Here is a 16,958-nt window from a genome sequence, read left to right as displayed (position 1 = left end):
GCTCAGGCGTTCCTGGTGCGCCGGCCCGCCGGCTGGGCGGCCTTGCCGCGGGAGGTGCGGCCCCAGGGCTTGTACACCGAGACCACCGCGGCGACGGTCAGCAGGACGAACAACAGGGGCACGCTCCACGCCAGGAAGTCGCCGGCCGCCCCCGGATCCGGCGCGGCGCCGCCGGCCTCGGCCGTGCGCTCGCTGGCCTCCATGACCGTCGGGTGGATCACGAACCAGGCGAAGAACGTCATGAACAGGGTGATGACCCACTTCACGATGATCCACCAGTGCAGCAGCAGGCCCCACTTGGTCCCGCAGGACAGCAGGATGCCGGTGATCGCGGCGGCGAGGCTGAAGACCGTCACGCTCGTGTCGTCGAAGACGTACATCGCGTAGTAGACGCCCTTGGCGATCGCCGCGTCCTTCGTGGTCACTCCCATGATGGCGAGCACCACCATGGACAGGGAGAGGCCGACCCAGCCGACCGAGGTCACCACGTGGACGGCGAGGGTCAGCTTGCGGGCGCCCCTGCCCAGTTCGAACTTCTTGCCCTTCGGGCGGGGGGTGGTCTCGCGCGCCGTCTCGGGGGCTGCGGCGCCGTGGTCGGTGGTGGAGGACAAGGGCGTCTCGCTCTCTGCTGCGTATGGGAAAGTCACTGCCGCGGCCGCCGCGGGGGAATGACCACCGCGACAGTGACTCTGTACACCGTACAGAGTCAATCTGTACGGTGTACAGAGTTACCTCTTCAGAAAGGGGCCAAACCAGCCATGGGCAGAGAAGTCGGCCGAAAGATGGACCCCGCACGGACGTTGGCCCTGCTGTGGCGCTCCCGCGACACGGACCCGGCGGCCGCTCCTGCCCGTCCGGCCCGCGGACCCCGCCAGCAGTTGACCGTGGACCGCGTCGTGCGCGCCGCGATCGAACTGGCCGACGCCGAGGGCCTGGACGCGCTCTCGATGCGCAAGGTGGCCGAGCCGCTCGGCGTCTCCACCATGTCGATCTACACGTACGTCCCCGGCCGGGCCGAACTGGTCAACTGCATGCTGGACGAGGTCCTCGGCGAATCCCCCTCCCTCGAGGGCGCCGCCCACTGGCGCGAGGCGCTGGAGACCTACGCCCGCGGCAGCCGGGACATCGCCCGGCGCCACCCCTGGGCGGCGCCGCTCTTCTCCTCCCGCATGCTGATGGGTCCTCACGAGACCGCCGTGTGGGACGCGGTGCTCGGCGCCGTCGCCACCACCGGCCTGCCCGAGAGGGACATGCTCACCGTCGTCCACCTGGTCAACGGCTACGTCCGCGGCGCCGCCCAGCAGTCGGCCGACGCCGAGGGCGACGAGCGCCGCTCCGGGCTCAGCTACGAGGAGTGGTACGAGCAGAGCGGCCCGCTGCTGGAACGGCTGATCCCCTTCTCCCACTACCCCCACCTCACGCGCGTGTGGCTGTCCGGAGTCTTCGAGGAGCCCGGCGCCGGCCTGGGGGCCGACGGCGGCTTCGAGTTCGGACTGCAACGCGTCCTCGACGGCATCGAACAGTACGTCGACCAGCGGGAGCCGCAGCCCTCGCGGAACCGGAAGGACCGGTACCAGCACACCCTAGCCACGGACTGAGCCGCCGCGCGGCCCCTCTCGACCCGCCCTCCAAGCCCCCCCCAAGAGCCCTCCAGACCCCCGCCCGAGGCTGGCAGCACAAGCGACGGAGATACCCGGGGCCACCGGGTGTGAACAGGGTGGAGCAGACGAGTGACAGTTCTGGTGACAGGAGCCACGGGTTCCGTGGGCCGCCACGTGGTCGGCCGCCTCGTCTCCGCGGGAGTGCCGGTACGTGCGCTCACCCGCACCCCCGCCACCGCGGGGCTGCCGGACGGGGTCGAGGTCTTCGAGGGCGACCTCGAACGCCCCGAGACGGTGCGCGCCGCGCTCGCCGGGGTCGAGCGCCTCTACCTCTTCCCGGTCCCCGAGACCGCCCGCGAGGTCGTCGCCGCGGCCAAGGAGGCCGGGGTCCGCCGGATCGTCGTGCTCTCCTCGTCCTCCGTGCTCGACACCTCCGGCGACAACCACAGCGGGGAGCACCACCGCGCCGTGGAGCGCGCCGTCGAGGAGTCCGGCATCGAGTGGACCTTCGTGCGCCCGGACGAGTTCGCCACCAACGTGCTGTGGAAGTGGGCCCACTCCATCCGCACCGAGGACGTCGTCCGCGCCCCCTACGGCAACGCCCCGCGCGTGCTGATCCACGAGGCGGACGTCGCCGCCGTCGCCGCGGCCGCGCTGCTGGAGGACGGCCACGCCGGCCAGGCGTACGTGCTCACCGGCCCCGAAGCCGTCACCCAGGCCGACCAGGTCGCGCAGATCGCCCAGGCCATCGGCCGCCCGGTCGCCTTCCAGGAGATCACCCCCGACCAGGCCCGGCACTTCATGGGCCAGGCCATGCCCGCCCCGGTCGTCGAGATGGTCCTCGGCTACCTCGCGGACGCCGTCGCCAACCCGCCCGTGCCGGTGGACACCGTCGAGAAGGTCACCGGCCGCCCCGCGCTGACCTTCGCGCGCTGGGCCGCCGACCACGCCGCAGACTTCGCCCCGCTCGCCCAGGAGGCGGCCGCATGAGCACCGCCTCCGCCGAGCGCGCCGCCTCCGCCGCGGCGCGGGCCGCGGGCACCGAGGCCAACGTCCTGGTGCGGATGACCGGCAGCGGCGAGCCCGAGCAGCACATCGTCCGCGCCGGGGGCCCCCGCCCCACCGCGGGCAAGGGCAAGGTCGTCGTCGAGGTCCAGGCCGCCGGCGTCTCCTACGCCGAGGTGCAGATGCTCCAGCACCTGCACCCCTTCCCGCCCAAGTTCCCCTTCGTGCCCGGCTACGACCTCGTCGGCACGATCACCGAGGTCGGCCCGGGCGTCACCGGCTGGAAGAAGGGCGACCGGATCGCCGCCATGCCGCGGCAGGGCGCCTGGCAGCGGTACGTCGAACTGCCCGCCAAGACGCTGGCCGCGGTGCCCGCGGAGCTGGACGCGGCCGTGGCCGTCTCGCTGGTGACCAACGGCGTCACCGCCTACCAGATGCTGCACCGCCTGACGAAGCTCGCCCCCGGCCGGACCGTCCTCGTGCACGGTGCCAGCGGCGGGGTGGGCGCCCTGCTCACCCAGCTCGCCGTCCACCACGGGCTGCGCGTCATCGGCACCGCCTCGCCCGCCAAGCACGACACCGTGCGGGAGTTCGGCGCCGAGCCGCTCGACTACCGCACCCCCGACCTCGTCCAGGCCGTGCGCCGGCTCGCCCCGCGCGGCGTCGACGCCGTCTTCGACCACATCGGCGGCTCCGGACTGGACGCGGCCTGGAAGGTGCTCGTCGAGGGCGGCACGCTCGTCTCCTTCGACTCCTCGGTCGCCGGCTACCGGCCCGGCCAGTGGTTCCGGCCGCACGTCCCGGCCCTGCGCCGCACGGTGGCCCGCTGGTTCACCCGCCACCTCGGCCTGACCGGCGGCCGCCGCATGACGATGTACTACGTCAAGCCCGGCCCGGACTTCAACGCCGACTACACCGAGCTGTGCCGGCTGACCGCCGAGGGCGTGCTGCGGCCCCAGATCGCCGGCCGCCACCCGCTGAGCGGCGCCGCCGCCGCGGTCCGGGCCCTTCTCGACGGCGCCACCGTCGGCAAGCACGTCCTCATCCCCTGACCCGCCCCCCCCGCACGCGCACCCAGAGAAGGAATCCGGCCATGTCCCTCACCCTGACCGAGCCCGCCGCCGGCGCCACCGCCGCGCAGACCGTCCAGGAGCGCAACAAGCAGATCGCGCTCGACTGCGCCGCCGCCTGGAACCGCTGGGACCTGGACGGCATCCTCAAGCACTGGTCCCCGGACATCCGGCACTTCTCCGAGGACCGCCCCGTCGACACCCAGCAGATGATCGGCGCCATGCGGGGCGGCCTCGCCGCCTTCCCCGACCTCCACCTGGACGTCAAGAGCGCCGTCTCCGAGGGCGACCGCGTCATCCTGCGCATCACGGTGACCGCGACCCACCTCGGCCAGTTCTTCGACAAGGCCCCCACCGGCAAGAAGGTCACCTGGTACATGCTCGAGGAGCTGCGCTTCGACGAGGCCGGCCTGATCATCGAGCACTACGACGTCTTCAACTACCTTCCGATGCTGAAGGAGCTGGAGTTCGTCCCGGCGGACGTGATGTGACCTTGACTCCGACCCCCCTGGCCACCGCGGCGGAAGCCACCACCACGGAGATCGCGGACGGCGTGTACGCGTACGTCCAGGGCGACGGCGGCTGGTGCCTGAACAACGCGGGCCTGGTCGCCGGCGGGAACGGGCAGAGCCTGCTCGTCGACACCGTCGCCACCGAGCGGCGGGCCCGCGACCTGCGCGCCGAGGTGCTGCGCCTGGTCCCCGGGCCCCCGCGGGCCCTGGTCAACACGCACTTCCACGGCGACCACACCTTCGGGAACTACCTCTTCCCCGAGGCCGTGGTCATCGCCCACGAACAGACCCGCACCATGATGGACCTGGCCGGACTGCACCTGACCGGCCTGTGGCCGGACGTCTGCTGGGGCGACCTGGAGCTCGCGCTCCCCGACGTCACCTACCGCGACGCGCTGACCCTGCACATCGGCGGCGTACGCGCCGAACTGCTGCACCTGGGACCGGCCGCGCACACCACCAACGACACCGCCGTGTGGCTGCCGGAGCAGCGGGTGCTGTTCGCCGGCGACCTGGTGATGTCGAACGCCGCCCCGTTCTGCCTGATGGGGTCCGTCTCGGGCTCCCTCGCCGCGATGGAGCGGCTGCGCGCCCTGGGCGCCGAGACCGTCGTCCCCGGCCACGGCCCGGTCGGCGGGCCCGAGCTCATCGACGCGAACGAGGCCTACTTCCGCTGGATCGCCGAGCTCGCCGCGAGCGGGGCGGCGGCCGGACTGACCCCGCTCGAGCTCGCCGCCGAAGCGCGGCCGGGCCCCTTCGGGGACCTGCTCGACGCGGAACGCCTCGTACCGAACCTGCACCGGGCGTACGCCGAGCTGGCCGGGGCCGCCCCCGGCGCCCCGCTCGACGTCGGCGCCCTGTTCCAGGAGATGGCCGAGTTCAACGGCGGGCTGCCCGCCTGCCACGCCTGACCTTCCCGCGCCACGGGAACAGGCCCGCGGGGCCGCGACCACCGGTCGCGGCCCCGCGGGCCTTCTCACGTCCCCGCCCGGTCAGGCGGTGGGGACCTCGATGCCCTTCAGGTACGTCGCGAAGGACTGCAGGGCCGGGTGCTCGGCCCGCAGCGCGGCGATGTCCGCCTCGTACCCGTGGTACTGGAACCACTCGAACATCAGGGCGATCTCCGGCCCGTTGGGGATGTACGGGTTGTTCGCGACCGCGTCCAGCGGCACCTCCTCGAAGCGCGCCGGCAGGCCGCTGCGCTCCGCGAAGGCCTGCGCCACCTCGGCCGCGGTCAGCTCGTCGCCCGCGATCTCCACCGCGCGGCCGGCGTACTGCTCGGGCTTGTCGAAGGCCTCGGCGGCGAAGAAGCCGATGTCGTCGACGGCGATGAACTGCACCCGGGTGTCGGGCTTCAGCGCCAGCTGCACCACCAGCGTGCCGTCGACCACCTGCGGGCCGTGCGCCGCGAAGTTGTCCATGAAGAACGTCGGGCGCAGCACCGTCAGCGGCATGCCCTTGCTCTCCAGGTACCGCTCGATGCCCCGCTTGGAGTCGAAGTGCGGGATGCCGCTGTGCCGTTCGGCGCCGCCCACCGAGCTGTAGACCACGTGGCCGATGCCGGCCGCCTTCGCGGCCCGGGCCAGCGCGCGGCCCTGGCGGACCTCGCCGCCGAGCCCGGCCGGCGTCATGAAGTTCTGCACGGAGAACAGTCCGTGGAAGCCCTCCAGCGCCGGTCGCAGCGAGGCCTCGTCGTCGAGGTCGCCGCGGACCAGGTTCACGCCCAGCTCGGCCAGCGCCCGCGCCGGCTCCGACTCCGGATTGCGCACCAGCGCCGACACGGCACGGCCGCGCCGCACCAGCTCGCGGGCCACGGCGCCGCCCTGCAGACCGGTCGCCCCGGTCACCAGGATGTCAGTCATCTCAATCCCCCTGAGTTTCGGTTTCGGCTCTTCAGCCGAAGAGGGCCGCGTTCTCCACGGCCCATTCGCGGTAGGGGCGCGGCTCGCGCCCGGTCAGGTCGCGCACCGCGGAGGTGGGCTTGGCCCACGGCACCTCGGGGCTGTGCAGGGCCGCGACGTTGGTCTCGGCGGCCGCACGGTCACCGGTGATCCCGGTGAACACCTCGACGACCTCCTCGGGGGGAGCCACCGAGAAGTCCAGCTCCCGGCCCAGCACCTCGCCCAGAATCCGCGCCTGCTCCTTCGAGGTCAGCGTCTCGGGCCCGGTGAGCAGGTAGGACCGGCCGGTGTGGCCCTCCTCGGTCAGCGCGACCACGGCGACCGAGGCGATGTCGTACTCGTCGATCGGCGCACCCGGGTTGTCGCCGATCCAGCAGCGCACCGCGCTGTCCTCGCGCACCGTCCTGATCCACCAGGAGGTGTTGGCGTGGAACGGGCCGGGGCGCAGGAAGGTCCACGGCACGCCGGACTCCTCGATCGCCACCTCGGCGGCCCGGTGCTCGTCGGCGATGCCGTGCGGCAGCGGGTGCTCGATGCCGCCCGAGGAGAGCAGCACGATCTTGGCGGTGCCGGCCGCGCGGGCCGCGGCGGCGACGTTGGCGGCCTCGCCGCCGACGTCGCCCGAGAGCACCACCAGTGCGGCGCTCACGCCGTCGAACGCGGCGGTGAGGGAGTCGCGGTCGGCGGGGCTGCCCGCCACGACCTCGACGCCCTGCGGGAGGTTCGCCTCCTCGGGGGTGCGGCTGAGGGCGCGGACCGGGTGGCCCAGCGCGAGCAGCTGGTCGACGGCCTCGCGGCCGACCTTGCCGGTGGCTCCGGTGATCAGGAACACCTCAGTCCCTCCAGCCCTGCGGCTCGGGCCACGGGGAGCCGAGCTGACGGTACGTGCCCTGGTAGTCCGGCCAGTCGCGGTGGTCGCGGATCTTGCCGTCGACGAAGCGGATCAGGTGGATCTGCTCCCCGGAGAACACCCGCCCGGTGGGAGCCATGCCGACCAGCTCGCCCACGTGGCGGCCGTAGAGCACGAGATAGGCGCGCACCCACTCGCCCTGCTCCTCCAGCTGCACCTCTTCCAGGCGCGCCTCCTCGGAGAAGGTCATCCGAAGCCACTTCACGGCCATCGCGAACGAGTCGGGGCCGCGCAGGTCCATGTGCTCCATGGCCGCCGGATTGAGGTAATCCGGGTGAATGTATTCCGCCACGTCCGCGGTATTTCCGGTGTTGTACGCCTCGATCATCCGGCGTACCGCGTCTATCTGGGCGCTCATCGAATTCCCTCCACGGGTTTTCCTCCAGCAGCTGTGCGGGTCCCGCGCAATCTTGCTGCGCAATACGGTGGCCGGACAAGCTCGTGATTTCCGAAAAGTCCTCACCCCCAGCGGATTCCGAGGCATTTTGGAAAAGAATTGGACGGTCCGCGCACCAGGCGTCGAGCCGGTCTCGAAGAAAGCTCCACCGCCACCCGGGGCGCCCCCCGGACGATGGGTGCGCATGGCCGAAAGGCCGCCCGACCACCCCGGAGCTGAATGTGGAAACCGCCACTGCCACCGACACCTACAAGACGAAGGTCACCGCCGCCTTCAACGGGGCGGCGGCCACCTACGACCGCCTCGGCGTGGAGTTCTTCACCCCCATGGGCAGCCGGCTCGTCGAGCTGGCCGCGCCGGGCCCGGGGGAGCGGGTGCTGGACATCGGCTGCGGCCTGGGGGCCACCTTGCTGCCCGCCGCGCAGCTGGTCGCCCCGGCCGGCACCGCGCTGGGCATCGACATCGCCGACGCGATGATCGAGGAGGCGGGCCGAGAGGCCGAGCGCCAGGGCATCACCAACGTCGAACTGCGCGTGATGGACGGCGAGCACCCCGAGCTGCCGGCCCGCTCCTTCGACCTGGCGCTCGGCAGCTACAGCGTCATCTTCCTGCCCGACGCGCGCGCCGCGCTGGCCCGTTACGCGGACCTGCTCGCCGACGGCGGCCGGATCGCCTTCACCAGCCCGGTCTTCACCCGCGACACCTTCCCCTTCCTGCCGCCGCTGTTCACGCCGCTGATCCCGTTCGAGCTGCTCCAGCACCTGCCGGAGGCCTGGCACCCCGAGCAGCTCCACCGCCAGCTGCACTCCTGGCTGGAGGACCCCCGGGACCTCACGGCGGCGCTGGAGAAGGCGGGCTTCACCGACGTCGAGATCACCGACGAGCCGGTCCTGATGACGGCCGAGTCCGGCGAGGCCTGGGTCGACTGGTCGCACACGCAGGGCATGCGGCTGCTGTGGCAGCACCTGCCGCAGGACGAGGCGGCCGCCCTGCGCGAGCGCCTGATCACCGCCCTGGACGCGCTGCGCGCCGCCGACGGCGGCCCGGTCGTCATCGAGGTGCCGGTCCGCTACGTCACGGCCACCGTCGCCCGCTGACCGCGCCGGGCCGAGGGCCCGGGAACGGGAAGGGGCCGCCCGCGCGGTGCGCGGGCGGCCCCTTCCGCCGTGTGGTGCGTGCCGGTCAGGTCACCGACAGGGCGCCGTCGACCGCCAGGACCGTGCCGTTGGCGTACACCGCCTCCGGACGGGTCAGCTGGACGATCCACCAGGCGATGTCCTCGGGGCGGCCGACCCGGCCCGAGGGGATCTGCCCGGCCACCTGCTCCAGGAAGCCCCGGTACGCCTCCTCGGGCATGCCGGCGCGGACGCCGACGCCCGTGTCCACCACGCCCGGCGCGACGCCCACCGAGCGGATGCCGCGCGGCGCGAGCTCCACGGCCCAGGTACGGGTGAGGAAGTCGAGCGCGACCTTGGCCATGCCGTAGACCGAGTTCTCCGGCCAGGCGCGGCGGCCCAGCGAGCCCGCCGAGCTGACGTTGACGACCACGCCCTTGGTCGCCTCCAGGGCGTCCAGCGCGGCCTGCGTCAGGAACACCGGCGCGATCAGGTTCGTACCGAGCTGGGCGCGCACGGAGTCCCGCTCCAGCCCGTCCAGGGCGGCGAAGCCCGTCACGGCCGCGTTGTTGACCAGCACGTCGAGCCGGCCGAACTCGCGCAGCGCGGTCTCGACGACCAGCCGCGGCGCGTCGTGGTCGTGGATGTCCGCGACGAGCACGCGGATGCGCTCGTGGCCGTCCGCGGTCTCCTTCAGCGTCGCCTCGCTGCGGCCGACGACCAGCACGTGCGCGCCGTCCTCGGCGAAGGCGCGGGCGGTCGCCGCGCCGATGCCCGTACCGCCGCCGGTGACGACGACGGCCTTCGTGACGGAGGCGTGGATGTCCTGGCTCATCGGCTCAGAAGCCCAGGGCGATGTTGACACCGCGGATGACGGCCTGCTCCGCGTCGTGGCCGAAGTCCTTGTCGCCGATGGTGAACGACAGCTGGACGCGGTGCTGGAGGTCGCGCGTGGTGGCCGCGAAGGTGGCGTAGCCGGGGATGCCGGCGCCGTGGCCCCACAGGTCGAGGTCGCCGTCATTCTCCAGCTTCATGATGCCGAGGCCGTAGCCGATGCCCATCGGCAGGTTCTCGATCATCTCCGGCGGGAGGGGCGTGGTCATCTCGGTGAACTCCGCCTCGGCCAGCAGCTTGCCGCCGAACAGGGCCGCGAAGAAGGTGTCGAGGTCACGGGTGGTCGAGATGATCTCGCCCGCGCAGCCCGCCTCCGACGGGTTCATCAGCGTGACGTCCTCGGGACGGCCGCCGATCTGCATGTAGCCGCGGGCGTGCGGCTCCGGGATGTTCGGGTCGTCGCCCGGCAGGACCGTCTCGGTCAGCTCCAGCGGCTCCAGCACCCGCTCGGTGATCTCGGTGCGGTACGAGCGGCCGGTGACCTTCTCGATGAGCAGGCCGATGATGAAGTAGTTCGTGTTGCAGTACGCGAACTTGGTGCCCGGCTCGAACTCCAGCGGCTTGGCGGCCGCGATGGCGATCAGGTCGGTCGGCTCGTAGTGCTTGTAGCGCTCGGTCAGGAAGCGGTCGCCCGGCTTCTGGAACGAGTCCATGTAGTTGTACAGGCCGCTGGTGTGCTGCAGGAGGTTGCGGATGGTGATCTTCTCACCGTACGGCAGCAGGCCCGGCAGGTAGCTCTCGACCGTGTTGTCGAGGACGATCCTGCCCTCGGCGACGAGCTGGAGCACCACGACCGAGACGAACGGCTTGGTGATGCAGGAGATGCGGAAGCGGCCGTTCTCCGGCACCGGTCGGTCGGAGCCCAGCTCGGCGATCCCCGACGTCACGACGAAGGAGTCGTCTCCCCGGGCGACCCGGAACTGGACTCCCGCGGCGCCGGCCTCGACGAGGCGGTCCGCCGCGCCCTGCACAGCCTCCTGAAAGGCCGAGACCTCCGGCCGGGCGATCGTCGTCTGCGACATTTCGGCAAACCTCCACAGGTGGCACTTCGGTTGGGATGCGGTGGTCATGAGATGCGGTGACGCGTCCCACGTACGCCCCAGAGCCTGCTCATGCGGGATGGAGGTACGGCGGGGCGCCACTGGAGTGCCGGTCAGGCCAGGTCGTCGCGGGTCACCCGGCGGGTCGCGACCTGCAGGGCGCCCTCGACGCGGACCAGGACGTCCTCGCAGACGCACACCCGGTGCACCTGGGAGTCGCCGCCGATGACGGAGGCGTAGACGATCGCGTACGAGCGGACGTCCACGGTGCCGTCGGGCCGCTCGGAGACGTCGAACATGCCGATGAAGTGGCGGTGGCGCTGGCCGGCCTCGGCGAGCTGCGCCGCCGTGCGGCTGGTCGCGGCGACCAGGCCCGGCCGGCCGCGCACCGGCTCCGGCAGCGTGGGCACGTCGAAGGTGGCGTCCTCGGTGAAGGTCTCGGCCCAGCGCTGGGACTCGCCGAGGTCCAGCAGCTGCATCTGGTGGGCGTAGAACTGCTGGACCTCGGCGTAGAGGGTGCCGAAGGCCGCGGCGGCCTGCTGTCCGATGCCGGCCTGGATGGTCATGGAGGACTCCGATCTGGTGGGTGCCCCCACCCTTGCCGCCGCGGGTCGAGCGGGATTCGAAGACCTCTCGAACCGGCCGCCGGGCCGGACGGCCGCGACCCCTCCTCCAGCGGCGTTCGTGCGGGCGTCAAGGGGTCCAGGACACGGTCGGAGCATCAACGCCGTTCTGGAGGTACACCGATGACGACAGAGACGAAGCCGGTAGCCCTGGTCACCGGGGGTACGAGCGGGATCGGGCTGGCCGTGGTCCGCGATCTCGCCCGCCGCGGACACCGCGTCTTCCTCTGCGCTCGCACCGAGCAGCAGGTCAAGCAGACGGTCGAGGACCTGCGGGCCGAGGGCCTGGAGGTCGAGGGAGCCGCCGCCGACGTCCGCGACGCCGCGTCCGTCAAGGCGCTGGTCGCCGCCGCCGTCCAGGCCTTCGGACCGATCTCCGTCCTCGTCAACAACGCCGGCCGCAGCGGCGGCGGTCCGACCGCCGACCTTACCGACGAGCTCTGGTACGACGTCATCCAGACCAACCTCAACAGCGTCTTCCTGCTGACGCGCGAGGTCCTCAAGAACGGCGGCCTCGAGGGCGCCTCGTACGGCCGCATCATCAACATCGCCTCCACCGCGGGCAAGCAGGGCGTCGTGCTCGGCGCCCCCTACTCTGCCTCCAAGCACGGCGTCGTCGGCTTCACCAAGTCCCTCGGCAACGAGCTCGCCCCCACCGGCATCACCGTCAACGCGGTCTGCCCCGGATACGTCGAGACCCCGATGGCCCAGCGCGTGCGCACCGGCTACGCGGCCGCGTACGACACCTCCGAGGAGCAGATCATGCAGAAGTTCACCTCGAAGATCCCGCTCGGCCGCTACTCCACCCCCGAGGAGGTGGCCGGCCTGGTCGGCTACCTGACCACCGACGTGGCCTCGTCCATCACCGCGCAGGCGCTCAACGTCTGCGGCGGCCTCGGCAACTTCTGATCCGGAAAGCAGGAATTCCACGATGTCCGCTGAGCGTGTGCACCGCACGACGCACGAGGTGACCGTCGCCGCCCCCGCCGGGGTGGTCTACGGCCTGATCGCCGACGCGGCCAAGTGGCCGCTGTACTTCCCGCCCAACGTCCACGTCGAGCAGCTGGAGTCCGACGGCTCCCGCGAGCGCCTGCGCATGTGGGCCACCGCCAACGGCCAGATCAAGTCCTGGACCTCGCGGCGCACCCTGGACGTGGCGCAGCGCCGCATCGAGTTCCGCCAGGAGGTGCCCGCCTCCCCGCTGGAGTCGATGGGCGGCACCTGGATCGTCGAACCGCGCGGCGCCGCCGCCTGCCGGCTGGTCCTGCTGCACGACTTCACCGTCGCCGGCGACGACGCCGACTCCGTCGCCTGGGTGGAGAGCGCCACCGACACCAACAGCCGCGCCGAGCTCGGCAACATCAAGCAGCTCGCCGAGGGCTGGGAGCGCCTCGACGACCTGGTGATGTCCTTCGAGGACTCGGTACGCGTCGACGGCCCGGCCGAGCGCGTCTACGACTTCCTGCACCGCGTCCAGGACTGGCCCACGCTGGTCCCGCACGTCTCGCGCCTGGACCTGACGGAGCCCGAGCCGGGCGTCCAGATCATGTCCATGGACACGCTGACCGCCGACGGCAGCTCGCACACCACCGAGTCGGTCCGCGTCTGCTTCCCGCACGCCCAGCGCATCGTCTACAAGCAGACGGCGACGCCCCTGCTGATGTCGGCCCACACCGGCGAGTGGTCGCTCGTCGAGGACGCGACCGGCGTGACCGTCACCTCGCAGCACAGCGTCGTGCTGCGCGAGGAGAACATCACCCGCGTCCTGGGCCCCGAGGCCGGCATCGCCGAATGCCGCCGCTACGTCCGCGAGGCGCTCGGCCGCAACAGCACGGCGACCCTGAACCTGGCCAAGGCCCACGCCGAGTCCCAGGTCCCGACCCGCGCCGCCTAGTGCTGTGGCCGGGACCCGTGAACCTTTCCGGTCACAGCACCAGTTCCCCGTGGCCGCGTCCACCGCTGCTCCGGCTCTGCTCAAGCAGGGCTGACCACGCTGGTCACGACGGAATCCTCGGACAGATACCAGGGCGGCACGCGGGCGCTCCTCACACATGTGCAGCCCCGGTCACCCAGGCCGGGGTTGCTTTGCGTGCACCTGCGGCACCCGCTGTTCGGCCCGAGCGGCCGTGATCCGGCCGCTCGCCCGGCTTTCCGACACACCCAAGGAGAGGTATGACCCCCAACACGATCACCGCCGAGGAGAGGCACGAAGCGGCGGGTCCGCCGACCGGTCCGCTCCCGTTCCACCTCGACCTGGTCAGCGGGACCAACGGTGCCTCCCTCGACGCGGGACTCGCCGCCCTCAAAGGCGCGGCCGGCGCCCCGGCCGCCGCCCCGGTGGCCCGGCGCGCCGTCGGCGCGGGGGCGGGCTCCGGCGCGCACCGCGGCGCCGTCCTGACGGGCCCCGAGGGTCCGGCCGAGCTGGGTGCCAAGGAGACCGGCAGGGCCGACGCGCCGCTGGCGTTCCTCTTCCCGGGCCTGGGCGACCACTACCTGGGCATGGGCCGCGACCTGTACCGCGACTTCCCCGTCTTTCGCGCCGAGGTCGACCGCTGCGCCGAACTGCTCGCCCCCGACCTCGGTCTGGACATCCGCGAGGTGATCTTCCCGGCCGGCGCCGGGCGGGCCGCCGCATCGCAGGCCGGCGACGGTGCGAAGGCGCCCGCCATGGACCTGCGCCGCATGCTCGGCCGCGACAGCGGGCCGGTCAGCGCCGAGGAGCGCCGGCTGAACGCCACGAAGCTGGCCCAGCCCGCGCTCTTCGTCATCGAGTACGCCCTGGCGGGGCTGTGGCGCAGCTGGGGCGCCCGCCCCGCCGTCCTGACCGGCTACAGCCTGGGCGAGTACGTGGCCGCGACGCTGGCCGGGGTGCTCTCCCTCAAGGACGCGCTGACCCTGGTCGCCCGGCGCGCCGCGCTCATCGACGCGCTGCCGCAGGGCGCCATGCTCGCCGTCATGCTGCCGGAGCAGGACACGGTGGCCCTGCTCGGTCCGAACCTCTCGCTGTCCGCCGTCAACGGTGACGCGTTCTGCGTGGTCGCGGGCCCCGAGCAGGACATCGCCGCGCTGGAGGCCTCCTTGCGCACGCGCGAGGTCGTCAACCGCCGGGTCACCACCACGCACGCCTTCCACTCCACGATGATGGAGCCGGTCGCGGACGAGCTGACCGCGCTCGCGCGGACCCTGACGCTCAACGCGCCGAGCATCCCGTACGTCTCGAACGTCACCGGCGAGCTCATCACCGACGAGCAGGCCACCGACCCGCGCTACTGGGCCCGCCACCTCGTCAGCCCGGTCCGCTTCGCCGACGGCCTGCGCGCCATCGGCGAGGACCACGTCCTGCTCGAAGCCGGCCCCGGCCAGACCCTCGCCAGCCTCGCCACCGAGGTACGCGGCGTGGGCAACGGCGCCGTCATCGCCTCGATGCGCCACCCGCTGGAGCGCCGCTCCGACACGGCCGTCGCCCTCAAGGCGCTGGGCCGGCTGTGGCTGGCCGGCGGCGCCGTGGACTGGACGGTCCATCCCGCCCAGGACCTCGCGACCGACGGCATCACCGCCCCGGCCCCGGCCCCGGCCGCCGCCGAGGGCGAGCCCGGCGCCACCGAGCAGGAGCTGCACGCCCTGTGGGCCCGGCTGCTGAAGACCGAGGAGCAGCTCCCGCGGGACGTCTCCTTCTTCGAGCTGGGCGGCAACTCGCTGCTGGCCACCCGCCTGATCCTGCGGATCTCCCGCGCCTTCTCCGTCGAGCCGACGCTGCGCCAGATCTACGAGTGGGCCACGCTCGCGCGGACCGCGACCGCCCTCGACGCGCTGCGCGCCGGCCGGGACCCGCAGGAGGCGCTGGCCGGGGACGGGTCCGGCTCCTCGCACACCGGCAGCTCGCTGGCCCGCTTCCGGCTCCCCAACGGCCTGATGGTCTCGCACCAGAACGAGGCGGAGACCCTCCACTTCTACGAGGACATCTTCGACCACCGCGTCTACGCCAAGAACGGGATCACCCTCCCCGACGGCGCCACCGTCGTCGACGTCGGCGGAAACATCGGCCTCTTCACGCTCTTCGCGCACTACGAGGCCAAGGACGTGACGGCCTACACCTTCGAGCCGGCCCCGCCGCTGTTCGAGCTGCTCAGCCGCAACGTCGCCGAACACGGCGTCGACGCCCGGCTGTTCAACATCGGCATCTCCGACACCGAGTCCGAGGCCCGGTTCACCTTCTACCCGCGCAGCTCCGGCATGTCCTCCTTCCACCCGGACGAGGCGGAGGAGAAGCACAACCTGCGCACGATCATCGCCAACCAGCGCGAGGCCGGCGGGGACGAGGCGGCCGACCAGCTCGCCGAGTACACCGAAGAGCTGATGGACGTGCGCTTCGAGGCCATCGAGTTCACCGCGAAGCTGCGCCCGCTGAGCGCGGTCATCCGCGAGCAGAACATCGAGCGCATCGACCTCATCAAGATCGACGTGCAGAAGAGCGAGCGCCAGGTCATCGACGGCATCGCCGACGAGGACTGGCCCAAGATCCAGCAGATGGTGCTGGAGGCGCACGACGCCGACGGCGAGGTCGCCCGGCTCGTGGCGCTCCTGGAGAGCCGCGGCTTCACCGCGCACGCCGAGCAGGACGAGCTGTACGCCGGCACGGACATCCACAACATCTACGCCGTACGCGGCGCACGCTAACGGAGTCGACCACCAATGGAATTCACGACAGCAGGAGTCGTCGGAGCCGGCGTCATGGGCGTCGGCGTCGCGCAGAACCTCGCCCAGACCGGCCACCGCGTCGTCCTGGTCGACGTCTCCGAGGAGATCCTCGACAACGCGCGCAAGGAGCTGCGCAGCAGCTTGCGCGCCTTCGCGATGTTCAACCGCAAGGCCGCGGTCGACCCCGCCGAGGTCTTCGAGAAGATCGAGTTCACGACCGACTACGAGCTGCTCGCCAAGGCGGACTTCGTCGTGGAGAACGTGACCGAGGAGTGGGCGGTCAAGGAGAAGGTCTACAAGGAGCTCGACCGGATCTGCCGGCCCGAGGTCGTCTTCGCCGTCAACACCTCGGCCATCTCCATCACCCGGGTCGGCTCGGTCACCAGCCGCCCCGAGCGCGTCGTCGGCATGCACTTCATGAACCCGGTGCCGCTCAAGCCGATGGTCGAGGTCATCCGCGGCCACCACACCACCCCCGAGACGATCGACACCGCCCGCCGCTTCCTCGCGGAGCTGGGCAAGGAGTGCATCGTCGTCGAGGACGTGCCGGGCTTCGTCTCCAACCGCGTCCTGATGCTCACCATCAACGAGGCCGTCTTCCTCGTGCAGGACGGCGTCGCGCCGCCGGCCGACGTCGACCGCATCTTCAAGACCTGCTTCGACCACAAGATGGGCCCGCTGGAGACCGCCGACCTCATCGGCCTCGACACCATCCTGAAGTCCGTCGAGGTGCTCTACGAGAGCTTCAACGACAGCAAGTACCGGCCTGCGCCCCTGCTCAAGAAGATGGTCGCGGCGGGCCTGCTGGGCCGCAAGAGCGGCCAGGGATTCCACACGTACCGCTGACCGGGCGCCGCGGGGGCGGCGCCCGCGCCCGCCCCCCCCGCCCGCCCCCCTCCCCGTACCGAAGACGACAGGACGGACAGAGATGAGCACGGACAACAAGGCCAGGATCGCGGAGTACCTCTCCCGCTTCATCCCGGTGCAGGACCTCAAGGACGACCAGGACATCTTCGAGCTGAGCTTCGTCAGTTCGATGTTCGCGATGCAGCTCGTCTCCTTCGTGGAGCACGAGTTCGGCATCACCGTCGAGAACGAGGACCTCGAGCTGGAGTACTTCCGCTCCATCAGCGCCCTCGACGCGTTCGTCAGCCGCAAGCTGGCCGCGTCGGTCCCCCAGTAGGCCGAGCGG

18 protein-coding genes are annotated in these 16,958 nt (G+C 71.8%); 11 read left to right on the top strand and 7 right to left on the bottom strand.

Annotated elements, in window-relative coordinates:
• Positions 1 to 2: 2 nt before the first annotated feature.
• A complete protein-coding gene (locus BGK67_RS34020; protein WP_079154741.1) occupies positions 3 to 611 on the bottom strand; it encodes a hypothetical protein in 609 nt (202 codons plus the stop codon).
• 171 nt (positions 612 to 782) lie between these two features.
• On the opposite strand from BGK67_RS34020, the gene BGK67_RS34015 reads away from it, so the two are divergent.
• The 5 genes from BGK67_RS34015 to BGK67_RS33995 all read left to right on the top strand — a co-directional run bounded on the left by BGK67_RS34015 (position 783) and on the right by BGK67_RS33995 (position 5,099).
• The gene (locus tag BGK67_RS34015) at positions 783 to 1,598 is read left to right on the top strand and encodes a TetR/AcrR family transcriptional regulator (protein ID WP_208948862.1); all 816 of its coding nucleotides are present in this window, start codon (positions 783 to 785) and stop codon (positions 1,596 to 1,598) included.
• A 132-nt stretch (positions 1,599 to 1,730) separates the two neighbouring features.
• Positions 1,731 to 2,591 carry an NAD(P)H-binding protein gene (locus tag BGK67_RS34010; protein ID WP_069924413.1) on the top strand — a complete coding sequence of 287 codons (861 nt, stop codon included), beginning with the start codon at positions 1,731 to 1,733 and terminating at the stop codon, positions 2,589 to 2,591.
• Complete coding sequence (locus tag BGK67_RS34005; RefSeq protein ID WP_069924412.1) at positions 2,588 to 3,658, top strand: zinc-binding dehydrogenase; 1,071 nt, start codon at positions 2,588 to 2,590, stop codon at positions 3,656 to 3,658. The genes BGK67_RS34010 and BGK67_RS34005 overlap by 4 nt, the downstream gene beginning before the upstream one ends.
• A gap of 41 nt (positions 3,659 to 3,699) precedes the next feature.
• Positions 3,700 to 4,167: an ester cyclase gene (locus BGK67_RS34000; protein ID WP_069924411.1), complete on the top strand. Its 468-nt coding sequence runs from the start codon at positions 3,700 to 3,702 to the stop codon at positions 4,165 to 4,167.
• Between the two features lie 2 nt (positions 4,168 to 4,169).
• Positions 4,170 to 5,099: an MBL fold metallo-hydrolase gene (locus BGK67_RS33995; protein WP_069924410.1), complete on the top strand. Its 930-nt coding sequence runs from the start codon at positions 4,170 to 4,172 to the stop codon at positions 5,097 to 5,099.
• Positions 5,100 to 5,180: 81 nt separating this feature from the next.
• On the opposite strand, the gene BGK67_RS33990 is transcribed toward BGK67_RS33995, so the two are convergent.
• The 3 genes from BGK67_RS33990 to BGK67_RS33980 are packed head-to-tail and all read right to left on the bottom strand — an operon-like array spanning position 5,181 to position 7,357.
• The gene (locus tag BGK67_RS33990; protein ID WP_069924409.1) at positions 5,181 to 6,050 is read right to left on the bottom strand and encodes an NmrA/HSCARG family protein; all 870 of its coding nucleotides are present in this window, start codon (positions 6,048 to 6,050) and stop codon (positions 5,181 to 5,183) included.
• A 31-nt stretch (positions 6,051 to 6,081) separates the two neighbouring features.
• The gene (locus BGK67_RS33985) at positions 6,082 to 6,921 is read right to left on the bottom strand and encodes an SDR family oxidoreductase (protein WP_069924408.1); all 840 of its coding nucleotides are present in this window, start codon (positions 6,919 to 6,921) and stop codon (positions 6,082 to 6,084) included.
• A gap of 1 nt (position 6,922) precedes the next feature.
• Positions 6,923 to 7,357: an ester cyclase gene (locus tag BGK67_RS33980; protein WP_107489050.1), complete on the bottom strand. Its 435-nt coding sequence runs from the start codon at positions 7,355 to 7,357 to the stop codon at positions 6,923 to 6,925.
• 260 nt (positions 7,358 to 7,617) lie between these two features.
• Here BGK67_RS33980 and BGK67_RS33975 point away from each other — a divergent pair, with 260 nt between their 5' ends.
• A complete protein-coding gene (locus tag BGK67_RS33975; RefSeq protein ID WP_069924407.1) occupies positions 7,618 to 8,493 on the top strand; it encodes a class I SAM-dependent methyltransferase in 876 nt (291 codons plus the stop codon).
• Positions 8,494 to 8,578: 85 nt separating this feature from the next.
• Here BGK67_RS33975 and BGK67_RS33970 read toward each other — a convergent pair whose 3' ends face one another.
• The 3 genes from BGK67_RS33970 to BGK67_RS33960 form a co-directional block, all read right to left on the bottom strand.
• Positions 8,579 to 9,346 carry an SDR family NAD(P)-dependent oxidoreductase gene (locus tag BGK67_RS33970; protein WP_069924406.1) on the bottom strand — a complete coding sequence of 256 codons (768 nt, stop codon included), beginning with the start codon at positions 9,344 to 9,346 and terminating at the stop codon, positions 8,579 to 8,581.
• A gap of 4 nt (positions 9,347 to 9,350) precedes the next feature.
• On the bottom strand, positions 9,351 to 10,427 hold the full coding sequence (locus tag BGK67_RS33965; protein ID WP_079154740.1) for a serine hydrolase domain-containing protein: 1,077 nt from the start codon (positions 10,425 to 10,427) through the stop codon (positions 9,351 to 9,353).
• A 131-nt stretch (positions 10,428 to 10,558) separates the two neighbouring features.
• The gene (locus BGK67_RS33960) at positions 10,559 to 11,011 is read right to left on the bottom strand and encodes a nuclear transport factor 2 family protein (protein ID WP_069924405.1); all 453 of its coding nucleotides are present in this window, start codon (positions 11,009 to 11,011) and stop codon (positions 10,559 to 10,561) included.
• Between the two features lie 180 nt (positions 11,012 to 11,191).
• Here BGK67_RS33960 and fabG point away from each other — a divergent pair, with 180 nt between their 5' ends.
• The 5 genes from fabG to BGK67_RS33935 all read left to right on the top strand — a co-directional run bounded on the left by fabG (position 11,192) and on the right by BGK67_RS33935 (position 16,949).
• A complete protein-coding gene (gene fabG / locus BGK67_RS33955; protein WP_069924404.1) occupies positions 11,192 to 11,977 on the top strand; it encodes a 3-oxoacyl-ACP reductase FabG in 786 nt (261 codons plus the stop codon).
• A gap of 22 nt (positions 11,978 to 11,999) precedes the next feature.
• Entirely contained in the window at positions 12,000 to 12,962 is a 963-nt protein-coding gene (locus BGK67_RS33950; RefSeq protein WP_069924403.1) for an aromatase/cyclase, read from the top strand.
• Between the two features lie 278 nt (positions 12,963 to 13,240).
• Complete coding sequence (locus BGK67_RS33945) at positions 13,241 to 15,745, top strand: FkbM family methyltransferase (protein WP_069924402.1); 2,505 nt, start codon at positions 13,241 to 13,243, stop codon at positions 15,743 to 15,745.
• Positions 15,746 to 15,760: 15 nt separating this feature from the next.
• Positions 15,761 to 16,612: a 3-hydroxyacyl-CoA dehydrogenase family protein gene (locus BGK67_RS33940; RefSeq protein WP_069924401.1), complete on the top strand. Its 852-nt coding sequence runs from the start codon at positions 15,761 to 15,763 to the stop codon at positions 16,610 to 16,612.
• Between the two features lie 82 nt (positions 16,613 to 16,694).
• The gene (locus BGK67_RS33935; RefSeq protein WP_069924400.1) at positions 16,695 to 16,949 is read left to right on the top strand and encodes an acyl carrier protein; all 255 of its coding nucleotides are present in this window, start codon (positions 16,695 to 16,697) and stop codon (positions 16,947 to 16,949) included.
• The last annotated feature ends 9 nt before the right edge of the window (positions 16,950 to 16,958 follow it).

Origin of the sequence: Streptomyces subrutilus (assembly GCF_001746425.1) — a bacterium.
GTDB classification, from domain to species: Bacteria; Actinomycetota; Actinomycetes; order Streptomycetales; family Streptomycetaceae; genus Streptomyces; species Streptomyces subrutilus_A.
Note: the sequence above shows the minus strand (reverse complement) of the source record. Positions and strands in the feature narration are given on the sequence as shown.

Excerpts from the sequence above, each read along its gene's own strand:
- BGK67_RS33945 (WP_069924402.1), top strand. The coding sequence starts at position 13,241 with ATGACCCCCAACACGATCACCGCCGAGGAGAGGCACGAAGCGGCGGGT.
- BGK67_RS33935 (WP_069924400.1), top strand. The coding sequence starts at position 16,695 with ATGAGCACGGACAACAAGGCCAGGATCGCGGAGTACCTCTCCCGCTTC.
- BGK67_RS33950 (WP_069924403.1), top strand. The coding sequence starts at position 12,000 with ATGTCCGCTGAGCGTGTGCACCGCACGACGCACGAGGTGACCGTCGCC.
- BGK67_RS34005 (WP_069924412.1), top strand. The coding sequence starts at position 2,588 with ATGAGCACCGCCTCCGCCGAGCGCGCCGCCTCCGCCGCGGCGCGGGCC.
- fabG (WP_069924404.1), top strand. The coding sequence starts at position 11,192 with ATGACGACAGAGACGAAGCCGGTAGCCCTGGTCACCGGGGGTACGAGC.
- BGK67_RS33970 (WP_069924406.1), bottom strand. The coding sequence starts at position 9,346 with ATGAGCCAGGACATCCACGCCTCCGTCACGAAGGCCGTCGTCGTCACC.
- BGK67_RS33960 (WP_069924405.1), bottom strand. The coding sequence starts at position 11,011 with ATGACCATCCAGGCCGGCATCGGACAGCAGGCCGCCGCGGCCTTCGGC.
- BGK67_RS33980 (WP_107489050.1), bottom strand. The coding sequence starts at position 7,357 with ATGAGCGCCCAGATAGACGCGGTACGCCGGATGATCGAGGCGTACAAC.
- BGK67_RS34000 (WP_069924411.1), top strand. The coding sequence starts at position 3,700 with ATGTCCCTCACCCTGACCGAGCCCGCCGCCGGCGCCACCGCCGCGCAG.
- BGK67_RS33940 (WP_069924401.1), top strand. The coding sequence starts at position 15,761 with ATGGAATTCACGACAGCAGGAGTCGTCGGAGCCGGCGTCATGGGCGTC.
- BGK67_RS33990 (WP_069924409.1), bottom strand. The coding sequence starts at position 6,050 with ATGACTGACATCCTGGTGACCGGGGCGACCGGTCTGCAGGGCGGCGCC.
- BGK67_RS33965 (WP_079154740.1), bottom strand. The coding sequence starts at position 10,427 with ATGTCGCAGACGACGATCGCCCGGCCGGAGGTCTCGGCCTTTCAGGAG.
- BGK67_RS34015 (WP_208948862.1), top strand. The coding sequence starts at position 783 with ATGGACCCCGCACGGACGTTGGCCCTGCTGTGGCGCTCCCGCGACACG.